This window comes from Chitinophaga niastensis, assembly GCF_003014755.1.
Classification (GTDB): Bacteria; Bacteroidota; Bacteroidia; order Chitinophagales; family Chitinophagaceae; genus Chitinophaga; species Chitinophaga niastensis.
This window is the reverse complement of sequence record NZ_PYAW01000002.1, coordinates 20,182-40,062: the sequence shown is the minus strand read 5'-3', so window position 1 is coordinate 40,062 and position 19,881 is coordinate 20,182. Positions and strand designations below refer to the sequence as shown.

The 19,881-nt window shown below is 43.6% G+C and carries 16 protein-coding genes; 9 read left to right on the top strand and 7 right to left on the bottom strand.

Translation table 11 applies throughout. The features are described from left to right. Positions 1-128 precede the first annotated feature (128 nt). Positions 129-1,109, top strand: coding sequence for a phosphatidylinositol-specific phospholipase C (locus tag CLV51_RS08695; RefSeq protein ID WP_106527663.1), 981 nt, complete (start codon positions 129-131; stop codon positions 1,107-1,109). Positions 1,110-1,186: 77 nt separating this feature from the next. On the opposite strand, the gene CLV51_RS08690 is transcribed toward CLV51_RS08695, so the two are convergent. Further along, positions 1,187-2,818, bottom strand: coding sequence for a TPM domain-containing protein (locus CLV51_RS08690; protein WP_106527662.1), 1,632 nt, complete (start codon positions 2,816-2,818; stop codon positions 1,187-1,189). A gap of 74 nt (positions 2,819-2,892) precedes the next feature. On the opposite strand from CLV51_RS08690, the gene CLV51_RS08685 reads away from it, so the two are divergent. The 3 genes from CLV51_RS08685 (at position 2,893) to CLV51_RS08675 (ending at position 5,469) form a co-directional block, all read left to right on the top strand. Then, complete coding sequence (locus tag CLV51_RS08685) at positions 2,893-3,417, top strand: hypothetical protein (RefSeq protein ID WP_106527661.1); 525 nt, start codon at positions 2,893-2,895, stop codon at positions 3,415-3,417. A 197-nt stretch (positions 3,418-3,614) separates the two neighbouring features. Then, positions 3,615-4,712, top strand: coding sequence for a hypothetical protein (locus tag CLV51_RS08680; RefSeq protein ID WP_146151252.1), 1,098 nt, complete (start codon positions 3,615-3,617; stop codon positions 4,710-4,712). A gap of 292 nt (positions 4,713-5,004) precedes the next feature. Further along, entirely contained in the window at positions 5,005-5,469 is a 465-nt protein-coding gene (locus CLV51_RS08675) for a VOC family protein (RefSeq protein WP_106527659.1), read from the top strand. 2 nt (positions 5,470-5,471) lie between these two features. Here the strand turns inward: CLV51_RS08675 and CLV51_RS08670 are convergent, their stop codons facing one another. Further along, entirely contained in the window at positions 5,472-6,206 is a 735-nt protein-coding gene (locus CLV51_RS08670) for an anti-sigma factor family protein (protein WP_106527658.1), read from the bottom strand. Positions 6,207-6,209: 3 nt separating this feature from the next. Next, entirely contained in the window at positions 6,210-6,767 is a 558-nt protein-coding gene (locus tag CLV51_RS08665; RefSeq protein ID WP_106527657.1) for an RNA polymerase sigma factor, read from the bottom strand. 153 nt (positions 6,768-6,920) lie between these two features. On the opposite strand from CLV51_RS08665, the gene CLV51_RS08660 reads away from it, so the two are divergent. The 5 genes from CLV51_RS08660 (at position 6,921) to CLV51_RS08640 (ending at position 14,355) form a co-directional block, all read left to right on the top strand. Further along, entirely contained in the window at positions 6,921-8,012 is a 1,092-nt protein-coding gene (locus CLV51_RS08660; RefSeq protein ID WP_106527656.1) for a hypothetical protein, read from the top strand. Positions 8,013-8,123: 111 nt separating this feature from the next. After that, entirely contained in the window at positions 8,124-10,118 is a 1,995-nt protein-coding gene (locus CLV51_RS08655) for a PKD domain-containing protein (RefSeq protein WP_106527655.1), read from the top strand. Positions 10,119-11,420: 1,302 nt separating this feature from the next. After that, positions 11,421-12,830, top strand: a complete 1,410-nt coding sequence (locus CLV51_RS29900; protein ID WP_425430492.1) for a CHAT domain-containing protein — start codon at positions 11,421-11,423, stop codon at positions 12,828-12,830. 62 nt (positions 12,831-12,892) lie between these two features. After that, on the top strand, positions 12,893-13,531 hold the full coding sequence (locus CLV51_RS08645; RefSeq protein ID WP_106527653.1) for a DUF5710 domain-containing protein: 639 nt from the start codon (positions 12,893-12,895) through the stop codon (positions 13,529-13,531). Between the two features lie 89 nt (positions 13,532-13,620). Then, positions 13,621-14,355, top strand: a complete 735-nt coding sequence (locus CLV51_RS08640; protein WP_106527652.1) for an SDR family oxidoreductase — start codon at positions 13,621-13,623, stop codon at positions 14,353-14,355. An 8-nt stretch (positions 14,356-14,363) separates the two neighbouring features. On the opposite strand, the gene CLV51_RS08635 is transcribed toward CLV51_RS08640, so the two are convergent. The 4 genes from CLV51_RS08635 to CLV51_RS08620 form a co-directional block, all read right to left on the bottom strand. Continuing rightward, the gene (locus CLV51_RS08635; protein WP_106527651.1) at positions 14,364-15,101 is read right to left on the bottom strand and encodes a hypothetical protein; all 738 of its coding nucleotides are present in this window, start codon (positions 15,099-15,101) and stop codon (positions 14,364-14,366) included. Between the two features lie 37 nt (positions 15,102-15,138). Next, positions 15,139-15,993, bottom strand: coding sequence for a tetratricopeptide repeat protein (locus CLV51_RS29425; RefSeq protein ID WP_211301971.1), 855 nt, complete (start codon positions 15,991-15,993; stop codon positions 15,139-15,141). Between the two features lie 112 nt (positions 15,994-16,105). After that, on the bottom strand, positions 16,106-18,496 hold the full coding sequence (locus tag CLV51_RS08625) for a TonB-dependent receptor (RefSeq protein ID WP_106527650.1): 2,391 nt from the start codon (positions 18,494-18,496) through the stop codon (positions 16,106-16,108). 143 nt (positions 18,497-18,639) lie between these two features. Continuing rightward, positions 18,640-19,713, bottom strand: coding sequence for a helix-turn-helix domain-containing protein (locus CLV51_RS08620; protein WP_106527649.1), 1,074 nt, complete (start codon positions 19,711-19,713; stop codon positions 18,640-18,642). Between the last annotated feature and the right edge of the window lie 168 nt (positions 19,714-19,881).

The window sequence follows — 19,881 nt, the reverse complement described above, 5'->3', positions numbered from 1 at the left end:
CATACTATATTGGCAAGGAAGAGCTGGCTATTAAGCCGGCTCTTTTTATGTTATGCAAATATTATTTTCAGTAACGGGATAGTTAACCCTATAACCTGCGGTGTTCTCTGTAATTAAATTCAATTACTATGAAAAGAAATACCCTTCTTTTACCCGTTTCCATTGCCCTCACAGCCCTCTCCTTGTTTGGCTGTAAAAAAGATCTGATTACCCCTGCTGATGATCAGGCTATTACACCGTTAAAAACAGCGCAAATAAAGAGCAGCGCTACTACCCTTTCTCTTACCGATTGGATGGGGCAGATAAGCGACAACACTGCTGTATCGCGCTTATCCATTCCGGGCACCCACGATTCAGGTGCACGCTTTGAACCGGTATCCGGTACTGCAAAGTGCCAGAACCTCACTATTGCCGATCAGCTGAATGCCGGCATCCGTTTTCTGGATGTAAGATGCCGCCACATTGGCGATAAGTTTGCTATTCACCATGGCTCTATTTATCAAAACCAGAATTTTGATGATGTACTGAATGCCTGCTTCAGCTTTTTAAACAGTCACCCCACAGAAACAATTGTGATGTGTGTGAAAGAAGAGTATAATGCGACAAACAACACCCAGACTTTTGAACAAACTTTCGACAGTTATGTACAGCAGAATCCTGGCCAGTGGAGCCTCGGAGCCACTGTCCCTAACCTGGGCCAGGTAAGGGGCAAAATTGTTTTGTTAAGAAGATTTGGCGCGAACAACACACCTAAAGGTATTGACGCCACCAACTGGTCAGACAATACCACTTTTTCCATCAACAACGGATCAGCTAATCTGCGTGTACAGGACCAGTACCAGGTACCCGACAACAATGCCAAATGGAACAACATCACCAGCTTGTTCAGCGAAGCAAAAAACGGGGATCTCAGTGTATTGTACATCAACTTTACCAGTGGCTACAAATCATTGATATTCGGCATTCCCAGCATCACCACTGTTTCTAATGCCATCAACCCTAATCTGAACAGTTATTTTACCAGTAACACGCAAGGACGTTTTGGTATTATACCAATGGATTTTGCTGCTTCAGACAGAGCTACATTGATTATCAATACAAACTTCTAGTTTCACACAAAACATAAAGCTATTGAGCGAAGATGAAAACAATTGTTAACAGCTTCTTCTCAATAGCTTTATCTTTTCTACCAACTGCTGCTTGCCCCACCACCACCGGAAGATCCGCCGCCCCAGTCGGAAGAGCTGGAAAAAGAACTATTAGAAGAAGAAGAGGACGATGTAGATATTTTAGGAATTTCAAACGTATAGTCGTGCGTATAAGCACAAGCTGCGCAAACATATGTTCTGACTCCCCAACCCGCCGTATAGGTAGTCGCTTTTTTTTGCGTCTTTGTCTTTTGGCATTGATACGTTTTATGTGCGCAGGAAGGGCAATCCGTATATGTTGTCTGCATATTCGTGTAATTCAATACCAGTTGGGTATCACAGGCATCACATCTCCACACATCATAATCTACTGACTCCAACCGTTCTTCCAATACCTGTGCTTTATCCAGGTAGTGGTCATCCGCCTTTTCATCCAGCTTATGCATAGGTTTTGAACAATGCTGACAATCGTACGGGTCATTGCGCAGGTGATTCAAATGCGATTTCAGCCAACGCAGATAGAACAACAGGAAAGGAAGCGGGAAAATGTATCCGGCAGGATGAAGGCTCCGTCTTAACATCTCCAGCCGCAGCCATTTTTCATGCCTGTTAACCGCTTTTAATGCAATAGCGGCACGCAATGCAATAATCAATATAGCTACATGCATAAACACCACCCATACTATGTAGTATATCAGCAGGGTTTTCATAACGCCTACATCTGCATATTTTTTGACTACCAGGTACCCCATCACAGACAGCGCAGCCAAATGAATCAATAACAATCCAAACCAGCGTGGACGCAGAAACTCATTCGGTAATGATCTTACACTTACCGGTTCCACATCAGCACCTGCTTTCTTCGCTTTGATTTTTTTTCCAAAGAAAAAACGCATCATAAGAGCAGAAATAACCAAACAGGCAATGATCGTCCAAAAGGAAAAATCTCCCATCCTGTTATCAGGCGATGCCAATGAAAACCCCGCTGCAGCTGCAGGCGGTTGCTCCTCTCCAGGCAAATGCCCTGTTTTGACGTATTCCAATCCCTGATCTGTTGTTAGTCGCGTTCCAGATGTATCCGTTGCCAGTAACGAAGCATCTGTTTGCTGTGCCGGTGCATCCGGTAGATTATCAAAAGCATAATTACCATTATAGAAAAGGGAAGAAACGGCGTGTGCACCATCAATAAAAGCGATATCATTGTTATGCTCTTTTATGCGGGGAATCATGTACTCCTGCTGAATCCGGAAACAGATAATATCCGGCATATCAGCTTCTATGCCAACCCCAGTTTCAAATACCAGTTTATGGTCATCTTCTACCATCAGCATCAGCAGACCATTATTTGTTTCTTTCCTGCCTAACTTCCAATGATTAAATAACTGGTGTGCAAAATCGCGCGACTCGTTTGCTCCAATGCTATGCAGCGCTACAATGGCTATCTGCACTTTGCCGGCATTATCCAGTTCGGCCAGTTGTGCATTCAATACATTTACTGCAGAATCGGAAATCAGGTGATCAGGGTTACTGACATAGCCCCCGCCGGATTGTTTGGGATCAGGCACATCAGTCACTGTAAATTTTTGTTGCTTACTGTTATTACATGATAGGGAAAACGCCGCCAGCAATGCTAACAAAACACTTTTCAGGAAAAGCTGTTGATATTTCATGGGATATATTCTGTCCGCTAAGGTATGTTTATTTAACTTTTTAATAAACGGGAAAAAAAGTAATTTAACCCTTTATGAGACCCTTACCAAGGATATGGATAATACTGCTATGCCTGTTTGCTGTCAACGGTTTTGCCCAAAATAAAACAGCCGATAGTTCAAGCGGCAACCGGGTGCAACTGAAAACAGTACACATCATCCAATATAATTTTTTTAAAGATTCGCTCAGATTCAGGGAGGAATATGATAAAGAGATGAATTTCCGGCGCGCTAAATGGTACGAAGTATACAGGGGCATGAGTGTGGACATTAATAAGTTGTACCACGTTACACAGATAAAAAAGAATAGAAAAAAAGCAAATTTCAGAAAGATGCTGCTCAATAAGGAACAGGAAATGTTCGTTAGCAATGTGTATACGCCAACGCTGGTAAATAAGGTTACCCAACTGGAAGGTGATAGTCTGCAACGTTTTATGCAGCAGTATAATCCGGGTTATGCATTTGTGAAAAATGCAACAACATATGACCTTTATGAGCAGATAAAAAAGTACTACCAGGACTTTACCAAACCTAAAGGCAGCCTAAACGGGTCACATTAATGCTGCTATACAGTTTTAGGTGTTCATTACTTTTATCATGGGCCCGCACTAAAAATACTATATTCCGGTATCTGTACGTTAAACATATTCCTGCAATAATTGGCAGCAATTGTAACGGCTATGGTAAATATTACATAAATTAGTGATTCTCAAAGTAGTTACCATTGTTAGTATTCACTATTATCAATACAGCACACATGAAAAGGTTTTTTATATTGGTTGCCCTTACCTTCCCGGTGATGTTAAGCGCGCAAACGAAGCTCGCCCAGTCCGTTATAGACGATTTCTCAGCACGGGTGGCCGCTCATTATCAACTGCCGCATGATTCCATCACAGGCTATATTGCAGAGCAACTGACGCGTAGCGGTACTGCCGGCCTGGATGTAGATTCCACCCTTTTTGGTCTGAAGAAGGATCCTGTGGCACTGGATGCTGCGCTGAAATATCTCTTTCAGTACAGTGATTGCAACCGGCAGCGGTTTATTGCCAATCTGCGCAGCATGAACCTGGAAACCAACAGTGTATTCCCCATTGCCACTTATACTGCCAACAAATACAAGGGTGAAACGAAAGCGCTGCAGGAAGATAAAGTTGATTTTCTGACTACTTATACCGGTCCTGTTACCGGCAAAAAACCACCGGCCACCATTGCTGAGGTGGTTGCCGCCAACAATGCACCGGCCGCAGGCACTGTTGCAGGTACTTCACAAACTACTACCACTGCTGCGGAAGAAGGAGCGGCTGCTACCACTACCGCTGCTCCCGCAGCAACGGCAACGGATACACGCAATTGGGAAGTACGTCCGTTATTCCAGGTACGCACACCGGAACAGTTAGTAGAAATGTATGGAAAAGACAATGTAACACAGCATGATGCGATCAACCTGGCAGGTAATAAAGACGGAGAAGCATACGTGATCTATCCTGATACAGATGATGAACTGGAAGTGCAGTTTGATGGAGATAACGGAAACATTGTCACCTTTTCGCATTACCCTTCCAAATGGAAATCTCCTTATGGTATTAAAGCCGGTGATCCATTGGATAAATTAATAAAGGTAAATGGCCGTCCTTTTAAAATCAATGCTTTTGAATGGACGAATAGTGGTATGGTCAACAACTGGCAAGGCGGCACGCTGGAAGGAAAAGGTGTAGTGATTGTGCTGAAAGCCAATAACACCGGCGATCCTAAACAATATGACCAGGTGACCGGCGACAAAATGATCCGTTCAGATTTACCTGTACTTAAAAAGCTGGATATCATTATACAATCCGTCGCTTTTAAAAGTAATTAAGTTTCACCACCCGTGCCGGCCACTCCCCCATCTGATATTTCTATGTGGTAGTGGCGGCCGTTGTGGTTCAGTTTTTGGTTGTTTTTAAAAATAGACATTCATTTCAGAAAATAAAAATATTTTCATCTTTTCTTACAAAAACAATTACATCTCTTTAAATAATAAAAATATTTTGAAGCGATTACGATTAGAAATGCCAAAAGTGTTTTTAAAATAAATATTATATTTATTTATATACAATTGCAGATTACGCTCCTGTTGCACTTTTCCCCGCTGCTGATTATCTTGTTGTATGAAAAACTTTTTATTATCCGGTTGTTTTCTGCTGATAGCATTAACCGGTATCTCCACTAACATGAACGGACAAACGAAAAAGTATCCATCGCTGAATCACATGGCATTATATGTGGTGGATCTTACACGCAGTACCCATTTTTACCGCGATATCATTCAGCTGGAAGCGATGGACGAACCATTTAAGGATGGCCGTCACAGCTGGTTTAAGGTAGGCGCCCATTGCCAGGTACATATCATTTCCGGTGCAGCAAAAGCGACGGTGCACGATAAAAACACGCACCTGTGTTTCAGTGTTCCTTCCATGAAAGACTTTATTGAAGTGCTGGATCAACATAAAATCGTTTATGAAGATTGGCCGGGTCATGCTAACACTATTAACAAAAGAGTAGATGGCGTACAGCAGATTTATCTGCAAGACCCTGATGGATACTGGTTGGAGATTAACGACGATAAATACTAAACTTACTTCAACTCTTTTTCGAGTGCAGCAGCTTTAGCAGCAACGGAAGCATCGGCAGGGATTTTCTCCAGCCAGGTGAAAGCTTCTTTATGCTTTTGCTGCTGCGCGTAATAAAGGGCTATATAAAATGCGGCATCATACTTAAATACTGATTCCCCGTCATATACTTTTTCCAGATCCACCAACCCCGCTGCTACTGCATTTGTATGTGTAGCCGCCACGCCTCTGTAATAAAGGGCAGTCTGGCTGCTACTATCCGTTTTCAGGTAAGCATCCAGTAAAGGGATCACTTTCGTATAGGCTTTCTCGTTAAAATATAATGCGGCAGACTGCAACAATGAATCTGCATTGTTACCCCGCTCCGCAGATACCTGCATCTCAATATTCCCATAACTACCCATGTAGTCTGTATCATGGGAATAACGGAATAGCAGCACACCCGCCAGCACAGCGGCTGCAGCACCGGCAGCAATGAAGTATTTTTTCATGGATACCACTTTTGCCGGCTCTTTGCCAAAATGTTTTGGGCGTAACTCCTCCAGTTTAGTTTTCAGGAGTTTAACCTGCTCATCGGGCTGCAAACGCGCCGACAACGTACTCCTGAGCGCGCGGTATTGTGCCACCGCTGCCGACAAAGCGGCATCTTCCTGCAATGCTGCTTCAAACTGCTCCCGCTCTCCGGGTAACATGTCTTCATCAACATAACGAACAATATCTTCATTATTATAAGCAGCCATACACTAAATTTTCTGAGCCTGTATATATGATAACAACGTAGCCATACACTCCGATTTCTTTTTTCGCAGATAGCCGTAGGTAACACCCAATGTTTCTGCGATCTTCTCCTGGGCCTCACCGGTTAAAGTGCTACGAAGAATTTCTTTACACTTGTCCCCCAATCTTTCAAACTGCGCCAGGAACAATCCCGTTTGCGCCTCCTCCTGCACTACCTGTTCTGCCGCGGCAAATACATCTTCCCCTACATCATATAAATCATCCAGCTTTTTTGTTACCGGTTGACGACCTCTTTTTTTTATCTCATTCAGCCATTTTCTTTTGCAGACCAGTAAAAAGAAAGGTTCAAAGGGACAGGTAAGCTGCAGATCCTTGTATTTAGCCTGGTTATATACATCTATAATAGACTCCTGGAAAATATCTGCCGCATCGTCTTCCGTACCCTGATTTTGCAGAATATAGTATTTAATCTTTCCTGCAAAACGCTCATAAATCTCCTGCACCAGCCGGGTATCGTTTTTTAGTAAGCCATCCAGGTATCGCTGGTCGGGGTGAATCATCATCTGGGATTGATTTGCATTGGGTGATAGCAACACGCCATGGCTAAAAATACATCTTTCTGAAAAATTATTCTGAAAAAGGGGGTAACAAAATAAAAGGTTGGTTGATCTACTATCAAACAAGCAAAAAAATTACTCAACAAAAATAATTTTTTTATGAAAACATTATCCTTAAGAACGCTCGCATGTTTAGCAGTAGCCGCACTGGCGATATCTTCCTGCAAAAAAAATGATAGTCCGGCAGATGCACCTGCAAAAGGACTGGATGCAAAAATGCTGACTGAACTGCTTACCAGCAAAGCACCACAATTTGAACACTTTAGTATAGACGGCGCTGCCGGTGGTACCATTACCTCTTCTCAGGGAACAAAATTCAATATCCCCCCGAATATTTTTGTTACGGCCAGTGGTGCACCTGTGACAGGACCAGTAGATATCAGTATCAGGGAGATAAGGGATGTGAGCTCGATGATTTTGTTGGACAAACCTACTATGACAGACGATGGACGGATGCTGGTGTCTTATGGAGAATTTTTCGTGAAAGCAGTCCAGAACAAACAGGACCTTGGCCTGCAACCGAAGAATGATCGGGGTATAGGCGTACAGGTGCCTGCCAAACAGGTTAACGGCGGAGCAAATAATGAGATACCAATGTGGGGTGGTGATACTACCTATACTTACACCGTTAGCGGATATAGTTACATCAACCAACCTGTGAGCATTACTTCGCAGAGAACTGTAGCCAAAGGCGTGTCATGGCATCAGACACAGTTCAGATACGCATTGTTTAACGCAGCGAATGGTACAATGGACTTCCGTTTAGATAGCTTAATTAAATGGGTGAACTGCGATGGGCTGGTTGCTACAACTAATCCCAAAACTACTGTGATGGCTTATTTCACCAATCACTTCAATCCAGAAACCGGTACCCTCTACAGCGGCGAACAACCAAGCATGCTTTTTTTCAAACCTAAAAACGTTAATACCCTGCTGAAATTTTACAATGTGATCATGACTCCGCCCGCAGGTAAAGAAGGTTTTCACAGTTATCAAACTACTATTCCTGTCGGAATGGAAGGTACCTTCCTGGCTATCAGTGCAGTAAACGGGCAGTTCTATGCGGAACAAAAGAGTGTGGTGATAGGTACACCTGCGGCCGGTGATAACTACACCACTGTGAGCTTTGACCTGCAACCTGTGGATGCTGCCACCCTTTTAACACTGATTACGGGAATGAATTCGAAATAACCGACCAATTATCCGTTTACAGTTACTCCAATATGGAAAAGCAATAAGTCAATCCCATCGGGTTGGCTTATTGCTTTGATTTATATAATATTTCATTTACATTTATATGGTATGCAACGTTATATCCCTATAATCGCACTGTTACTTTTTTTTCATGCTATTGCTATGGCGCAGGCGCCACTAAAACCTTTGCCACCGGATCTTTCGCAAGATACCGTGCCGGCAGAAATCATTGTACAGGGAGACGATGACAGTTTACAACTGATAGCAAAGCTACGCCCACTGCGGCAAATAGCAGGAGCTCCCTCTTCTTTTTACACCTACTTCTGGGAGCTGGGCGACGGTACTTTCAGCTTCAGCAAAAATCCGGTACTTCATTATAAAGATACCGGCACCTATCCCATACGGCTATACGCTACCAACAACTACGACGATGGTAAGGCGCCTCCTACCAAACCGAGGCCCATTAAAATAAAGAAGGCAGTGAAAAACAGTGCCTGGGCATCGAACTTTTTCCATGGAGCCGGCAATATAGAAATGAAGATTAACCGCAATCCCAAACCAGGAGAGGATTTCATGGCGCTTATAGGCTATCGTAATGTGGCTGGTGATGCCGGTAGTGGTTCTTTATTATTATTTTTTAATGAGAAAGAATTTGGTCATGACGGATTTAATTTAACAGAAAAAAGAAGTTATCACGGAGAAGACAGCAGCTCGCTGCAAGCCTTGCTGGCAAAGCTGGAAGCGCCGGAGCATGATGCAGACATCGCCTATGCGCGTGGCCCCAATGATGCACCTGCAGCAGTAAACAATGCAGCAGCCAAAGCGATGATACAGTCCATGCAAAGCACTTACAGCAGTCATACCGTATTACATTACAGCAACGCCGGCACTGCTTCAGAGCAATTTCTTTTTATCAATATGCACACTTTACCGGAAATGATCCGGGATACCAATGCCACCGTTACTATGACGGCCATGATGGTGCCGGACAATGCATTGCTGCAACCGGAAGTGTATGAGCTGGAAATGGCTGTGGTAGCGTCACACGACCCTAACCGGCTACAGCTGAAAAAACATCGTATCAACTATCGTTTTATTGGAAAGAGAAAAGAGCTGACCTATAAAATACAGTTTCAAAATACCGGCCAGGGGCCTGCGAAAAAAGTAGCCATCGGCATTGCCGTCCCGCGGCAACTGAATACACAAACCATTCAGCTTAAACAGGTGAGTCCCGATTGTATGACCTGCGGCTCCGCCTACCAGTCGCAGAGCTGCATAGAAAACGTACGTACAAAAGACAGCGTGTATTTTGTGTTCCGGAATATTTACCTGCCCGGCTTACGCCAGGAGGGTGTAACAGATCCCGATTCTACCAAAGGCTTTGTCACTTATACTGTTTCATTTAAGAAGAAGCCGAAGAAGCTCCCTTTCAGCAGCAGCGCTGCCATTATATTTGATAAAAACGAGCCGATATATACCAACCGCGCCACGGCAAGGTTCAAGAAAGGTATATCTCCCGGCATCATTGCAGGATACAATTTCTCCCCTAACAGCCGCGACTATACGTTAAAGGGGGCCTTACAGATAGGCGCTTCACTGGCATCGTTTGCACCCGACAGGCCCTACTTCCAGATAGAGGCCTATGCTGGTCTGGCGGAAAAAGAATCATCGGAAACGGCTATTGCACCAACCCAAAGGGATACTACTGTTAACGGGCAGCTTTATCTCATTACCGGCAGAAGCACTGCTACTACTATCACCCGTAATTCGTTACAATTGGTACCACTGCACTTCCGGTATAACATAAATAATTGGATAGGCATTGGCATTGGTACTTTAGCGGAAGTAAACATTTCCACACAAACTGCCATCGAATCAAAAGTATACCTGAGTAAAGGTCAGCAACCCACTGTCATCGTTAACACTGTCAGTAAAACGCTGAAGGGTAATCCTCAATGGCTCGCCAGTATTAATGCCGCCCCGTTTGCCGACCTGCAGATAGGGAAGGTAAAAACCGGCCCTGCTATCGGTTTGCGATATCTGCGGCAAATAAGCGGCGATACACCTAACCGTTTCTTTTTATACGCTATCTACAGACTATAATAAATCATAACTTCAGCTCTGATTAATATGGCTGGAGCACGCGTATATATCCTTTTACTTAAAAGATGGGGGCTGTTACTGACAGTCGCCTGGCTGCTGGTTTCCTGGCAGCTGCCAGATACCGGTAAGTTAAAAAACGAGTTACAGCAATACAGGACCAGCAACCAGCTTACGGAATGGATCTATGCACAGATCCAATACCCGGCCAATACACCTGCAGAAAAAGCAACGCTCCTGAAACAAGCTGCAGCAACAATATGGCGGGTACCGCAAACCAAAGAAGAAATACAAGCCTGGCTGGATCTGCTCATCAACCAGGGATATACGTTATTACAAAGCGGAGATATTGTATCCTCTACAGATGCCTACCAGCAAGCCTTTGAATGGGGTAAACAACATACTGCCGTCACAGACCCCAGCCTGGTACTGGAATATATTCTCAAACCACTGGGCAACAACTATACCCGGCTGGGCGATTATGAACAAGCTTTATTTATCCATCAAATAGCGCTGGAATTTGCCCGAGAGCTGGAAGACAAACAGGCAATGGCCGCCACTTACAGCAACCTTGCCAATACAGCAGCCAATATGGGGCAGCTGCAACAATCATTGGTATATTGCCGGGAAGGCGCCAAATTAGCCGATAAGCGGCGTGCTATCTATGGTTTGTTGTTATCTGAACAGGCCGATGCCTGTCAGCAGTTACAACAATTTGCAGCTGCCAAACAAAGTATACTGCAAAGCATTCATATACTGCAACAACAACCTCCAGGCAATCCGGAAGCTGCACACTGGCTATTCATGGCTTATCAACAGGCTGGCGACATCTACTTATCCACGCCCTTAGCAGCGATAAAATATTATCAGCAGGCAGTTGCCATGCCTGAAGGCAAAAGGGTATTACGTAAACGTGAACAGGCTAAACTGTACCAGCGCCTCGCTAAACTGTACATCAATTTAAAGCAGCCACAAAAAGCACTGCCGTGGCTGGATAGCTGTGCGCGGCTGCTACTACCCGGAAAGGATATACGTTATTTAAAATCATCGGACATCTACGGTGAATACACGTTGCTGGATATGCTATTTGCCAGAGCCGCTGTGTATAATTTACAAGGGCAACCTGCTGCTGCACTGGACCTATACCGTTTATGCTTTGCCACAGAAAAAGAATTGCGTTACCAGTACGTGTCATCTTCCTCCAAAGAAATTGCCATTTCAGATAGTCGTTTCCGTTATGAAACTGCTATTGCCACTGCATATAATTGCTGGCAGACAACCCACGCAACACAATACCAGCAAGTGATGCTGCAGTTTATGGAAAACAGTAAATCCCAGTTACTATGGGAAGAAATGCAGCAACAGGAACACTACCAGGGAACTGATAGTATTCATAAACGTATCCGGTTGCTGGAACAGGCGCAGCGTTATTATCGTAAAGAAGCTCTACAAACAGGTGGTAGCGATAGTTTACTGAAACTGCGGGAACAACGTGTAGCCTGGGATCTGGCCACGTTACGCAAAAAGATACGTCCTGCTGCTGCCATCGCCGGTGACCAGGTATCTACCGATAGTATCACAAAATTACTGGCACCGGGTCAGCTGATCCGCACTTACTTTGCCGGCAACAATACATTATATACAGTGGAACTGGACAACAAGGGTATCCGCTATACAGATAAACAAGCCATTAATTTTGAGGCTATCCGCGATTTTAAGCAGCATTATTTTGAAGAAGGGGCGCAAGCCATGACGAATACACCTAAAGCATATTATAACGCCGCATATCGGCTGTATATGCAAATTTTTGCCACGCATCCTTTACGAACAAACAACACCTATATCCTGATGCCCGATGGTGTGCTGAGCACCTTGCCCGCAGAGGCGCTGGTAACAGATAGTACTTACCATGCTACTATCAGTAAATGGCCTTTCCTGATAAAACAGGCCACCATTTCCTATGCCTATTCCCTCCGTACGTGGCAGTCGCAAATGTTAGCCGATGCTAATAAAAAAGGATTCAGCGGCTTCTTTATATCGCAACAGCAAGGGTTAGCAGATTTACAGGGAGTGACAAAGGAAAAGGAATTAATGACACCGGTTATTGCAGGTGGTAACTGGTATGTAAATGAACAGGCCACTACGGCCAGTTTCAGGCAGGGATTAACACAATCTGCTATTGTACATATCAGCACACATGCTTTTATTAAAAAAGATAATATTGCAGCACCACATATCGTGTTGTATGATGCACCATTTTATTTATTTGAGCTGGACGGGCTGCAACAACACCCGGCCATGGTAGTGCTGAGCGCTTGCCGCACCGGCGACGGCAGGCTCGTAACAGGAGAAGGGATCCAAAGCCTGGCGCATGCTTTTATGGGTGCCGGCACTCCCGCTGTGGTAGCGGCTTCCTGGAATGTAAATGATGCTACTGCCCCACAACTGATGCAGCAGTTTTATAAACTATTATCCACACAAAAAAATGCTGCGGTGGCTTTACAACAGGCCAAGCTCAACTGGCTGAATGACGGGCAGGTAACGGACATGCATAAACTTCCTTATTACTGGGCTGCGTTAAATTATCAGGGAAATACACAGGCCATGGTATTAGCGCCGCCCCGGCATAGCTGGTACTGGTGGTTGGTTTTGCTCCTGGTACCATTATTTGCATACATATTTAGCAGTCGTAAATTAAGAATTATGAACATATGAATGCACCGGTATTGCCCGATTTTCCTTAAATTCAGGGAAGAGTGTTCATCTTAAATGCATCTATGTCTTTACAACTGAATGTTCCCTTCGAGGAAAAAGAGGATGCCAAATCTAAGGGCGCCATGTGGGATGCTGCAGCCCAAACATGGTATTTACCGGAGGACCGCTACGATCTCCTGATGGAAGTGGATAAGTGGATTCCGGAAAAAAATACGCCCATTATCCTGTCCAGCGAATTAACAATTGCGCATGCAGACCGGCCTTGTTGGAAATGTGATCACAGCAACCGCGTTATTGCCATTGCCAGCAATTATTTTTATGAGAAAGATATGAATGAACGGGATGAAGCAGTATGGCTGGAGCAGAATTTTTTCACCCTCTTTCAACAGATATCAGATATCTCCTCTAATCTTCAGGCTTTTCTGAAAGATTATTATCCCGATTACAAATCAGGTTATTCTCAAACAGCAGATGGTTATTACTGGTACAACCACTGCGAATCCTGCAAAAGCATTCAGGGCGACTGGTTCCTGTTTGATGAAGCTGGCAGCGTATTTAACCCTACAGAAAAAGATGCCGCGGCCCGTATTATATTAAAAAACTTCCAGCTGAAATACGCTCCATTGATAGACGCCGGCTACACTTATGGCGATCATCTGCGACTCATTACCGAATTTGCCACACAGGGCGGTGAAGATTAACACATCTCCTGATATTTCCTGCAAATAGTTAAATCATCACCATACCGCACACTAAAAAAGTGCAGACCTTCGCTAAAATATCTATTCAGATGAAAACTCAGAAAACAGCCATTGTAACCGGCGCCTCCAGGGGCATTGGTAAAGCCATTGCTTTAAAGCTCGGTCAGGAAGGTTATGCAGTAGTAGTGAACTATGTGAGCAGTGAGCAGGACGCATTATCCGTTGTACAGGAAATCAAGGGAAACAATGGTCAGGCTATTGCCATAAAAGCCAATGTAGCCAGCTTTCCGGATATGGAAAGACTGTTTGCCGAAACAGCAGCTACATTTGGCGGCATCGATATTGTGGTAAATAATGCCGGCGTTTCCAAAGTAAAAACTATGATAGAAAGCGATGACGAACTATTTGATTATCTCTTTAATGTAAATGTCCGCGGCACATTACATTCCTTTAAATGTGCCGCCAAATATGTGCGAAATGGTGGGCGCATCATTAATTTTTCCAGTACGGCAGTAGCTACTGCCACACCCAATTTAGGTGTATACATTGGCGCAAAAGCAGCCGTAGAAGCCTTCACCAAAGTATTTGCCAAAGAACTGCGCGGGAAAAACATTACTGTCAATACCATTGCACCCGGACTGATAAAATCTGAAATGTTTTTTGAAGGAAAAACAGCAGAACAGATTCAACACATGTCTACACTATCGCCACTGGAACGTTTAGGAGAAGTATCAGAAATTGCCAATGTCGTTTCTTTCCTCGCCAGTCAGGAAGCCAGCTGGGTAAACGGGCAAACTATCCGGGTAAATGGTGGTATTGCCTGAGAAAATCCTTATTCGTAAAGCGTATAAGGCTTTTCAAAATTAAAGAAAAGTCGTTTAAAGATCTGTTGATCATCTGCTGTTGCCAACGTAACAGTGAATACTTCCTGCTCATTACTTTCCCTTTTACCTACCGTGCAAATAATGTTCTTCTTTCCACTGCCAACAATATCACGTATAGCCGTTTCCGTTGAATTGGCCAGGTAATATAATGCGGCTCTGTCAATCTGATCCTTGCTTTCATCAGTCATTTCATTATCCTCGCAAACAATGCTGGTTTTTAATGTTTGCTGTTGCCTGAGCAGTGCCAGTTTACCAGGCTTCAATAAAGTATGACTTGCTATAAACTCCCGGGGATATTTATATTCAGGATCGCCTGCAGGTTCATAAATATCCATATTCCATTGAATGCTAATCTGGTCGCCACAATCAAGTTTAATTGGTTTGTCTACATTATTATAAACAAATGAAAAAGTATCTTTTCCTTTTACGGCTATTAACAGGTAATCATCTCCATAAGTGTTGAGGTCAATAAATTGCAGGGTATCCAGGTATGTTTTTCCTTTCAGCAATGTTTCTCCCTTTCTCAGTTTGCTTGTATAAGTAGTAGTTACATGCTTACCAGAATCCGGCATTGCAGCGGCACTATCTTTTTGCACAGCTGTAACGGCGCTGTTATTTGTTTGAGAGGATGGGCCAGTACAGGAAAATAAAAAAAATAAGCAGCAAACAGGTATAATAAATTTCATTCAGTATAGTTTGAAAGATTGTTCTTTTATAATAATATCACAGCTCAACACGTTCCCGCAGAAAATCAAAGTACTTACTATCTTCTGCTGCAAATATTTCCGCTCCTTCCAGCATGTAAGCACGCAATAAATGATCGAGGGATTTATCTTCCTGTTTCAATTCCAGCAGGCACTCGCCCAAACGCAAATGAATGAATCCTACGGTTTGTGCATCCGGACCGTTTAATGCATCAAAAAAGTTATCTGCCGCCGCTTTGAAATCATCTTTTAAAAACTGCATATCACCTATGCTCGCATATAGCCAGGTACTGGCTTCCCAGTTATTTTTAGGAGCAGGGATCAATTCCAAGGCTTCCGTGAACTTAGCGATAGCGCCATCATAATTATCAGCATCTGCCAGATCATTCCCCGCTTCAGACAATTGTTCTATTTGCTCATAAATACTGTCCGGCAACTCTTCTTCCACCACAGATGCGATACCTTTAAATGCATGCAGGTACTTTTCATCTGCCCCTTCAAATACACGGCCGGCAGATTTATGCATAGCAATAGATAGTTGTACTTCTGCCTCACTCATCTCCTTACTATCAAACAATACTTTACCTAAAATAAATTCTCTCCCACCATCATCTGCACGCTCCGGGTCGCAATGCTGAAGGGTTCTCGCCCATTTCAGCGCGTAAGGAAAATCTTTTAATTCAAGATATGTTTCTGCAATAAAGCTGGCAATATGATAGCTATCATCATATAATTCTTTTGGTAAAGGCAACAGATCCCATGCTTCTTCAAGCTTCAACACATACCGCGCTAAATCTTTTTTTTCAAACAGCACTTCGGCGGCGTCCCATATAGCTTCTATTGCGGTGGCTAGTTTCTTATCTTGTATTTCCATCTGTCATATATTACAATAAAGCGTTCAAGTTAAAGAACATTTCTCAATTCCTGGTTGGGCGCAGGAAGAATTCTTGTCTACAAATACTTGCCGCTTCGGGTCAGACAGTTCATTAATTACTAACCCTTTTTTCTTCATCGGTCGTTCTGGTTTGTTTGGCCCTGTAGTTTGCTTTTCCAAAATTGTAGGCTACAGTGGCCACAAACCTTTGGTTACCGTTCCAGTGAGAGAAACGGTTGTCGATAATTGTTTTTTCCCGGAAAGTCAATCTTACCAGGTTAGTATTGAAAAGATCATAAAAATTCAATTTGGTATTTAGTTTTCCGTTCAGCCAGTTTCTTTGAAGGCCCATATTGATCGATGTAATAGGAGCACTGATGTAAAGCCCATTCCCACTTTTCGATTTGTAATAATACGAGAGGTCAGCTGTGAATCCTTTAGGTAATGAAAAGACCTGGCTGCCATTGATGGTATAATCTAATATACCGATGGCATAGGTAACCCCGAAGTAAGGTGTCTGTTCCTTATTATAATAAATGCCCATTGTATGATTTGTCTTCCACCATTTTGTTATCGTGAAACCATAGCCTGATTCTATACTGCCAAAATCCCTGTAAGGTAAATTCCTGCCAAGGTACAGCAACTCATTCGTGATCTTGTTGTACTCCGGGTAGCGCGACATAGGATTCTCTTCTCTCCCAAGGGAAAGTGAAATACTAAAATTCCTGTTGTTATATGAAAGGTTCAGCAGGTTGGTTACAGCCGGCTGCAGATAAGGATTACCCACCCAGTAATTTAACGGACTTAAATAGAACCGGAAAGGATTGAGCTGATCAAAACCGGGCCTAGTGATGCGACGGGTAAAGGAAAGATTGATCTGCTGATTCGCATTGATATTATAGGAAAAACTGGCGCCCGGCAGCCAGGTAAGATAATTCCTTTTTTCAATGGCATCCATAGTAATGGCGTTCGCTTTTGTATAAGTATGCTCGGCACGCACACTCAGTTTCGCCGCATAATTATCACCTTTGTGTTCATAGGAAACATATGCTGCACTGATGTATTCGTCATACAAGAATTGGTTGGTGCGGCTGGCATCGGGCACGAAAGATTTCTCATTATTCAATGTATCATAGCGCAGATTGTTACGTGTGGTAATGAAGGCAAATTTCGCTCCTGCTTCCAGCAAACCCTTGGACAATTGACCCGAATAGTCTGCCTGTATGGTCCGGAGATCGATATAATTTTGTAAAGATGTTTTCCAGTAGCTTATCAGGTTACTGGTCAGTTGATCACGGTTTTGAATATCCTCTTTTTGTCTGTTCTCTACTTTTGTGAAAGAACCGAATACATTCAAACGATGCCTGCCAAACCTGCCATCGTAGTTGATGTTGATAGCATTATTCTGCTGAGAAGGTGCTGCCTGATTAATGCTTTGTGTATAGCCCACGGTCTTTTTTTGTGTAGAATCAGTAAAATGCAGGGTATTGAAAGAGTGCAGGTCGCGATTGGATTGATAGCTCTTGCCGGAGATCCCGATGCTTTGCGTTTTATTAATAGCATATTCAATACCTAGCTGGGCATTGAAATTATTAAGTCGGGTACTGTTCATAGTATTCGTGGCCATATAATTGGTATTGGCCTGGTGTTGCAAAGCTTTGTATTGATAGGGGTTGGTCCCATTCACGTATCCCATCCTGAGTGAATAAATCCATTGTTTGGTTTTGAAGGTCAGCTGCCCATTGTTTTCGGAAGAAGCGTAATCATTTTGCCGGTAGTTGGAGCTGATATTTCCCTGCCAGCCCAGCGACTGATCGCGCTTAAGTTTGATGTCAATGATTCCCTTGTATTGTGCATCATACCTGGAAGACGGATTGCTGATAATGTCAATAGACTCAATCAGGTCGGGAGAGAGGCTGTTTAAATAGTTTTGCTGCTCTTCAACGCTCATAGGCACCGGTTTCCCATTAATGAAAATAACGGGTGTATTCCTGCCTGACATCAGCAGGGTTCCGTCTGGATTCTCCGCTATACCAGGCGCTTTGCGTACTATATCAAATACATTGGTAGCTGTTTTATACAGACTATTGCCCGCCACCTGCAATACTACCCTGTCAGCGCGGTATTGAACAGCGCTCCTTTCACCGCTGATGGTCACAGACTGCAAGGCCCTGGATTGGCTGACCATCCGGATCTCACCCAGATCAATCATCGTATGATGTGGCAATACTTCAACAGGCTTATACCTGGAGGTATAGCCCAGAGAGGAAAAGAACAACGTATATTTTCCTGGTTGAACAGCCGTCAATTCAATAAGCCCGTCCGGATCGGACAGCATTGTTTTGACCCGCACGGAATCAGGTACTGCCAGCAGGGATATACTGATATAGCCTATACCAGTACTGCTGACACTATCTATCACCTTACCTTTAATAGTTACCTGTGCCTGCAGAGACAACATAGCCAGGATGCAACAATGAAGAACGAATAAAGAACGAAGCATAGCACCACATTTGTTTAAAAAGGGTGAAACTATGCCGTTGCCGGACAGACGACGTCCTGTTTGATGATTGTAGTAGTACGGATTTATAATTCCGTACCCTGTAGTAAATCCGGGCCGGGATCAAATAATTAATAATGAGAAACTTAGGAGGCTTTGCTTTTATCCAGCCTCTCTTTATACAACAGAGGCGTGGTACCTTTGATCTTTTTAAAAGAGGCATAAAAAGTGGATTTGGAATTGAAACCCACCTCATATCCGATGGCCTCCAGCGAAAAGGGATGATTGGCCGTGATCATTTTGCAGGCGGCATTGATCCGGTATTCATTGATGAAGGAGGAGAATGGCTTGCCCAGGTTATCATTCAATACCTGCGATAATTGATGGCTTGACAGGTTGACAGCCTTTGCCAGTTCTCCCAGGGTCAGATTCGGATTTTTGTACAATTCTTTTTCCACCATCAGTTGATCAAGCGCATTGAGCAAAGTGGCTGCATCATGATCGCTTATCTTTTTGACGGTGTAACGGGGAGGAGCCGTATTAAAAAGATCATTTGTTTTCTTCCGGTACAATAGCACGAAAATAACCAGATATAACAGGAAGGAAAAAATCAGCGCACTGCTGAAATAGATATTGTATTGCGGTGCCAGGAATAAGGACAACAGGAACGACAAAAAGATCAGCGCATTACCGGCATAGATAGCCAGTAACCATTTTTCCGGGTTGGAGGCTCCGGGTGTTCTGACAAAGAGCTTCGCCCATTGCTGACGGAGCGCGATAGCTGTAGCAATCATATACAGGAGCCACTCCGCATAAATGAAGTAAACAATATAGTGGTTCCAGTATCTGGGATATATAGCATAGGGAAACAGTATGCCGGTCAGCAGGATAATCCCCACCAGTGCAGCGATCTGTAATTTCCATGACCGGGGAAAATTGGTGCGCTGTTCCAAGGTGGATCGTACAAAATAATACAGGGCAGGACCAATCAGAAAACAGGCCGACAACCCGATCTGCAAATAGATCTTCGGTAATGCCGGATTGAAATACACGAAAACGGACTTGCCAATCCGGATACTCAGCATCAGCAACAAGCATCCCAAAAAAAAGGCGGACAGATTTTTTTTCCGTGACAGGAACAGCAAATAAATACTGATTACAAGACCATTGAAGGCCCCCAAACCGCCCAGAAAGAATAGGATATATTTACCTTCATTCATACGTCGTTAAAGATAATGATTCGGGCGCATTATAGCTGAATGGGGCGATGTTAAAAAAAGCTTCCCGGCCCCTGAATAGGTGCCTTAAGACTACTTCCCGATACAGAAAGCATAACTGCAAATTAACCAATATCTTATCGTTCCTAAAATTATCTTTGTACCATCTTG

What these genes read in the sequence shown, in the direction of transcription:
- CLV51_RS08695 (WP_106527663.1), top strand. Translation starts at nt 129, where the DNA reads ATGAAAAGAAATACCCTTCTTTTACCCGTTTCCATTGCCCTCACAGCC.
- CLV51_RS08690 (WP_106527662.1), bottom strand. Translation starts at nt 2,818, where the DNA reads ATGAAATATCAACAGCTTTTCCTGAAAAGTGTTTTGTTAGCATTGCTG.
- CLV51_RS08685 (WP_106527661.1), top strand. Translation starts at nt 2,893, where the DNA reads ATGAGACCCTTACCAAGGATATGGATAATACTGCTATGCCTGTTTGCT.
- CLV51_RS08680 (WP_146151252.1), top strand. Translation starts at nt 3,615, where the DNA reads ATGAAAAGGTTTTTTATATTGGTTGCCCTTACCTTCCCGGTGATGTTA.
- CLV51_RS08675 (WP_106527659.1), top strand. Translation starts at nt 5,005, where the DNA reads ATGAAAAACTTTTTATTATCCGGTTGTTTTCTGCTGATAGCATTAACC.
- CLV51_RS08670 (WP_106527658.1), bottom strand. Translation starts at nt 6,206, where the DNA reads ATGGCTGCTTATAATAATGAAGATATTGTTCGTTATGTTGATGAAGAC.
- CLV51_RS08665 (WP_106527657.1), bottom strand. Translation starts at nt 6,767, where the DNA reads ATGATGATTCACCCCGACCAGCGATACCTGGATGGCTTACTAAAAAAC.
- CLV51_RS08660 (WP_106527656.1), top strand. Translation starts at nt 6,921, where the DNA reads ATGAAAACATTATCCTTAAGAACGCTCGCATGTTTAGCAGTAGCCGCA.
- CLV51_RS08655 (WP_106527655.1), top strand. Translation starts at nt 8,124, where the DNA reads ATGCAACGTTATATCCCTATAATCGCACTGTTACTTTTTTTTCATGCT.
- CLV51_RS29900 (WP_425430492.1), top strand. Translation starts at nt 11,421, where the DNA reads ATGCTGCAGTTTATGGAAAACAGTAAATCCCAGTTACTATGGGAAGAA.
- CLV51_RS08645 (WP_106527653.1), top strand. Translation starts at nt 12,893, where the DNA reads ATGTCTTTACAACTGAATGTTCCCTTCGAGGAAAAAGAGGATGCCAAA.
- CLV51_RS08640 (WP_106527652.1), top strand. Translation starts at nt 13,621, where the DNA reads ATGAAAACTCAGAAAACAGCCATTGTAACCGGCGCCTCCAGGGGCATT.
- CLV51_RS08635 (WP_106527651.1), bottom strand. Translation starts at nt 15,101, where the DNA reads ATGAAATTTATTATACCTGTTTGCTGCTTATTTTTTTTATTTTCCTGT.
- CLV51_RS29425 (WP_211301971.1), bottom strand. Translation starts at nt 15,993, where the DNA reads ATGGAAATACAAGATAAGAAACTAGCCACCGCAATAGAAGCTATATGG.
- CLV51_RS08625 (WP_106527650.1), bottom strand. Translation starts at nt 18,496, where the DNA reads ATGCTTCGTTCTTTATTCGTTCTTCATTGTTGCATCCTGGCTATGTTG.
- CLV51_RS08620 (WP_106527649.1), bottom strand. Translation starts at nt 19,713, where the DNA reads ATGAATGAAGGTAAATATATCCTATTCTTTCTGGGCGGTTTGGGGGCC.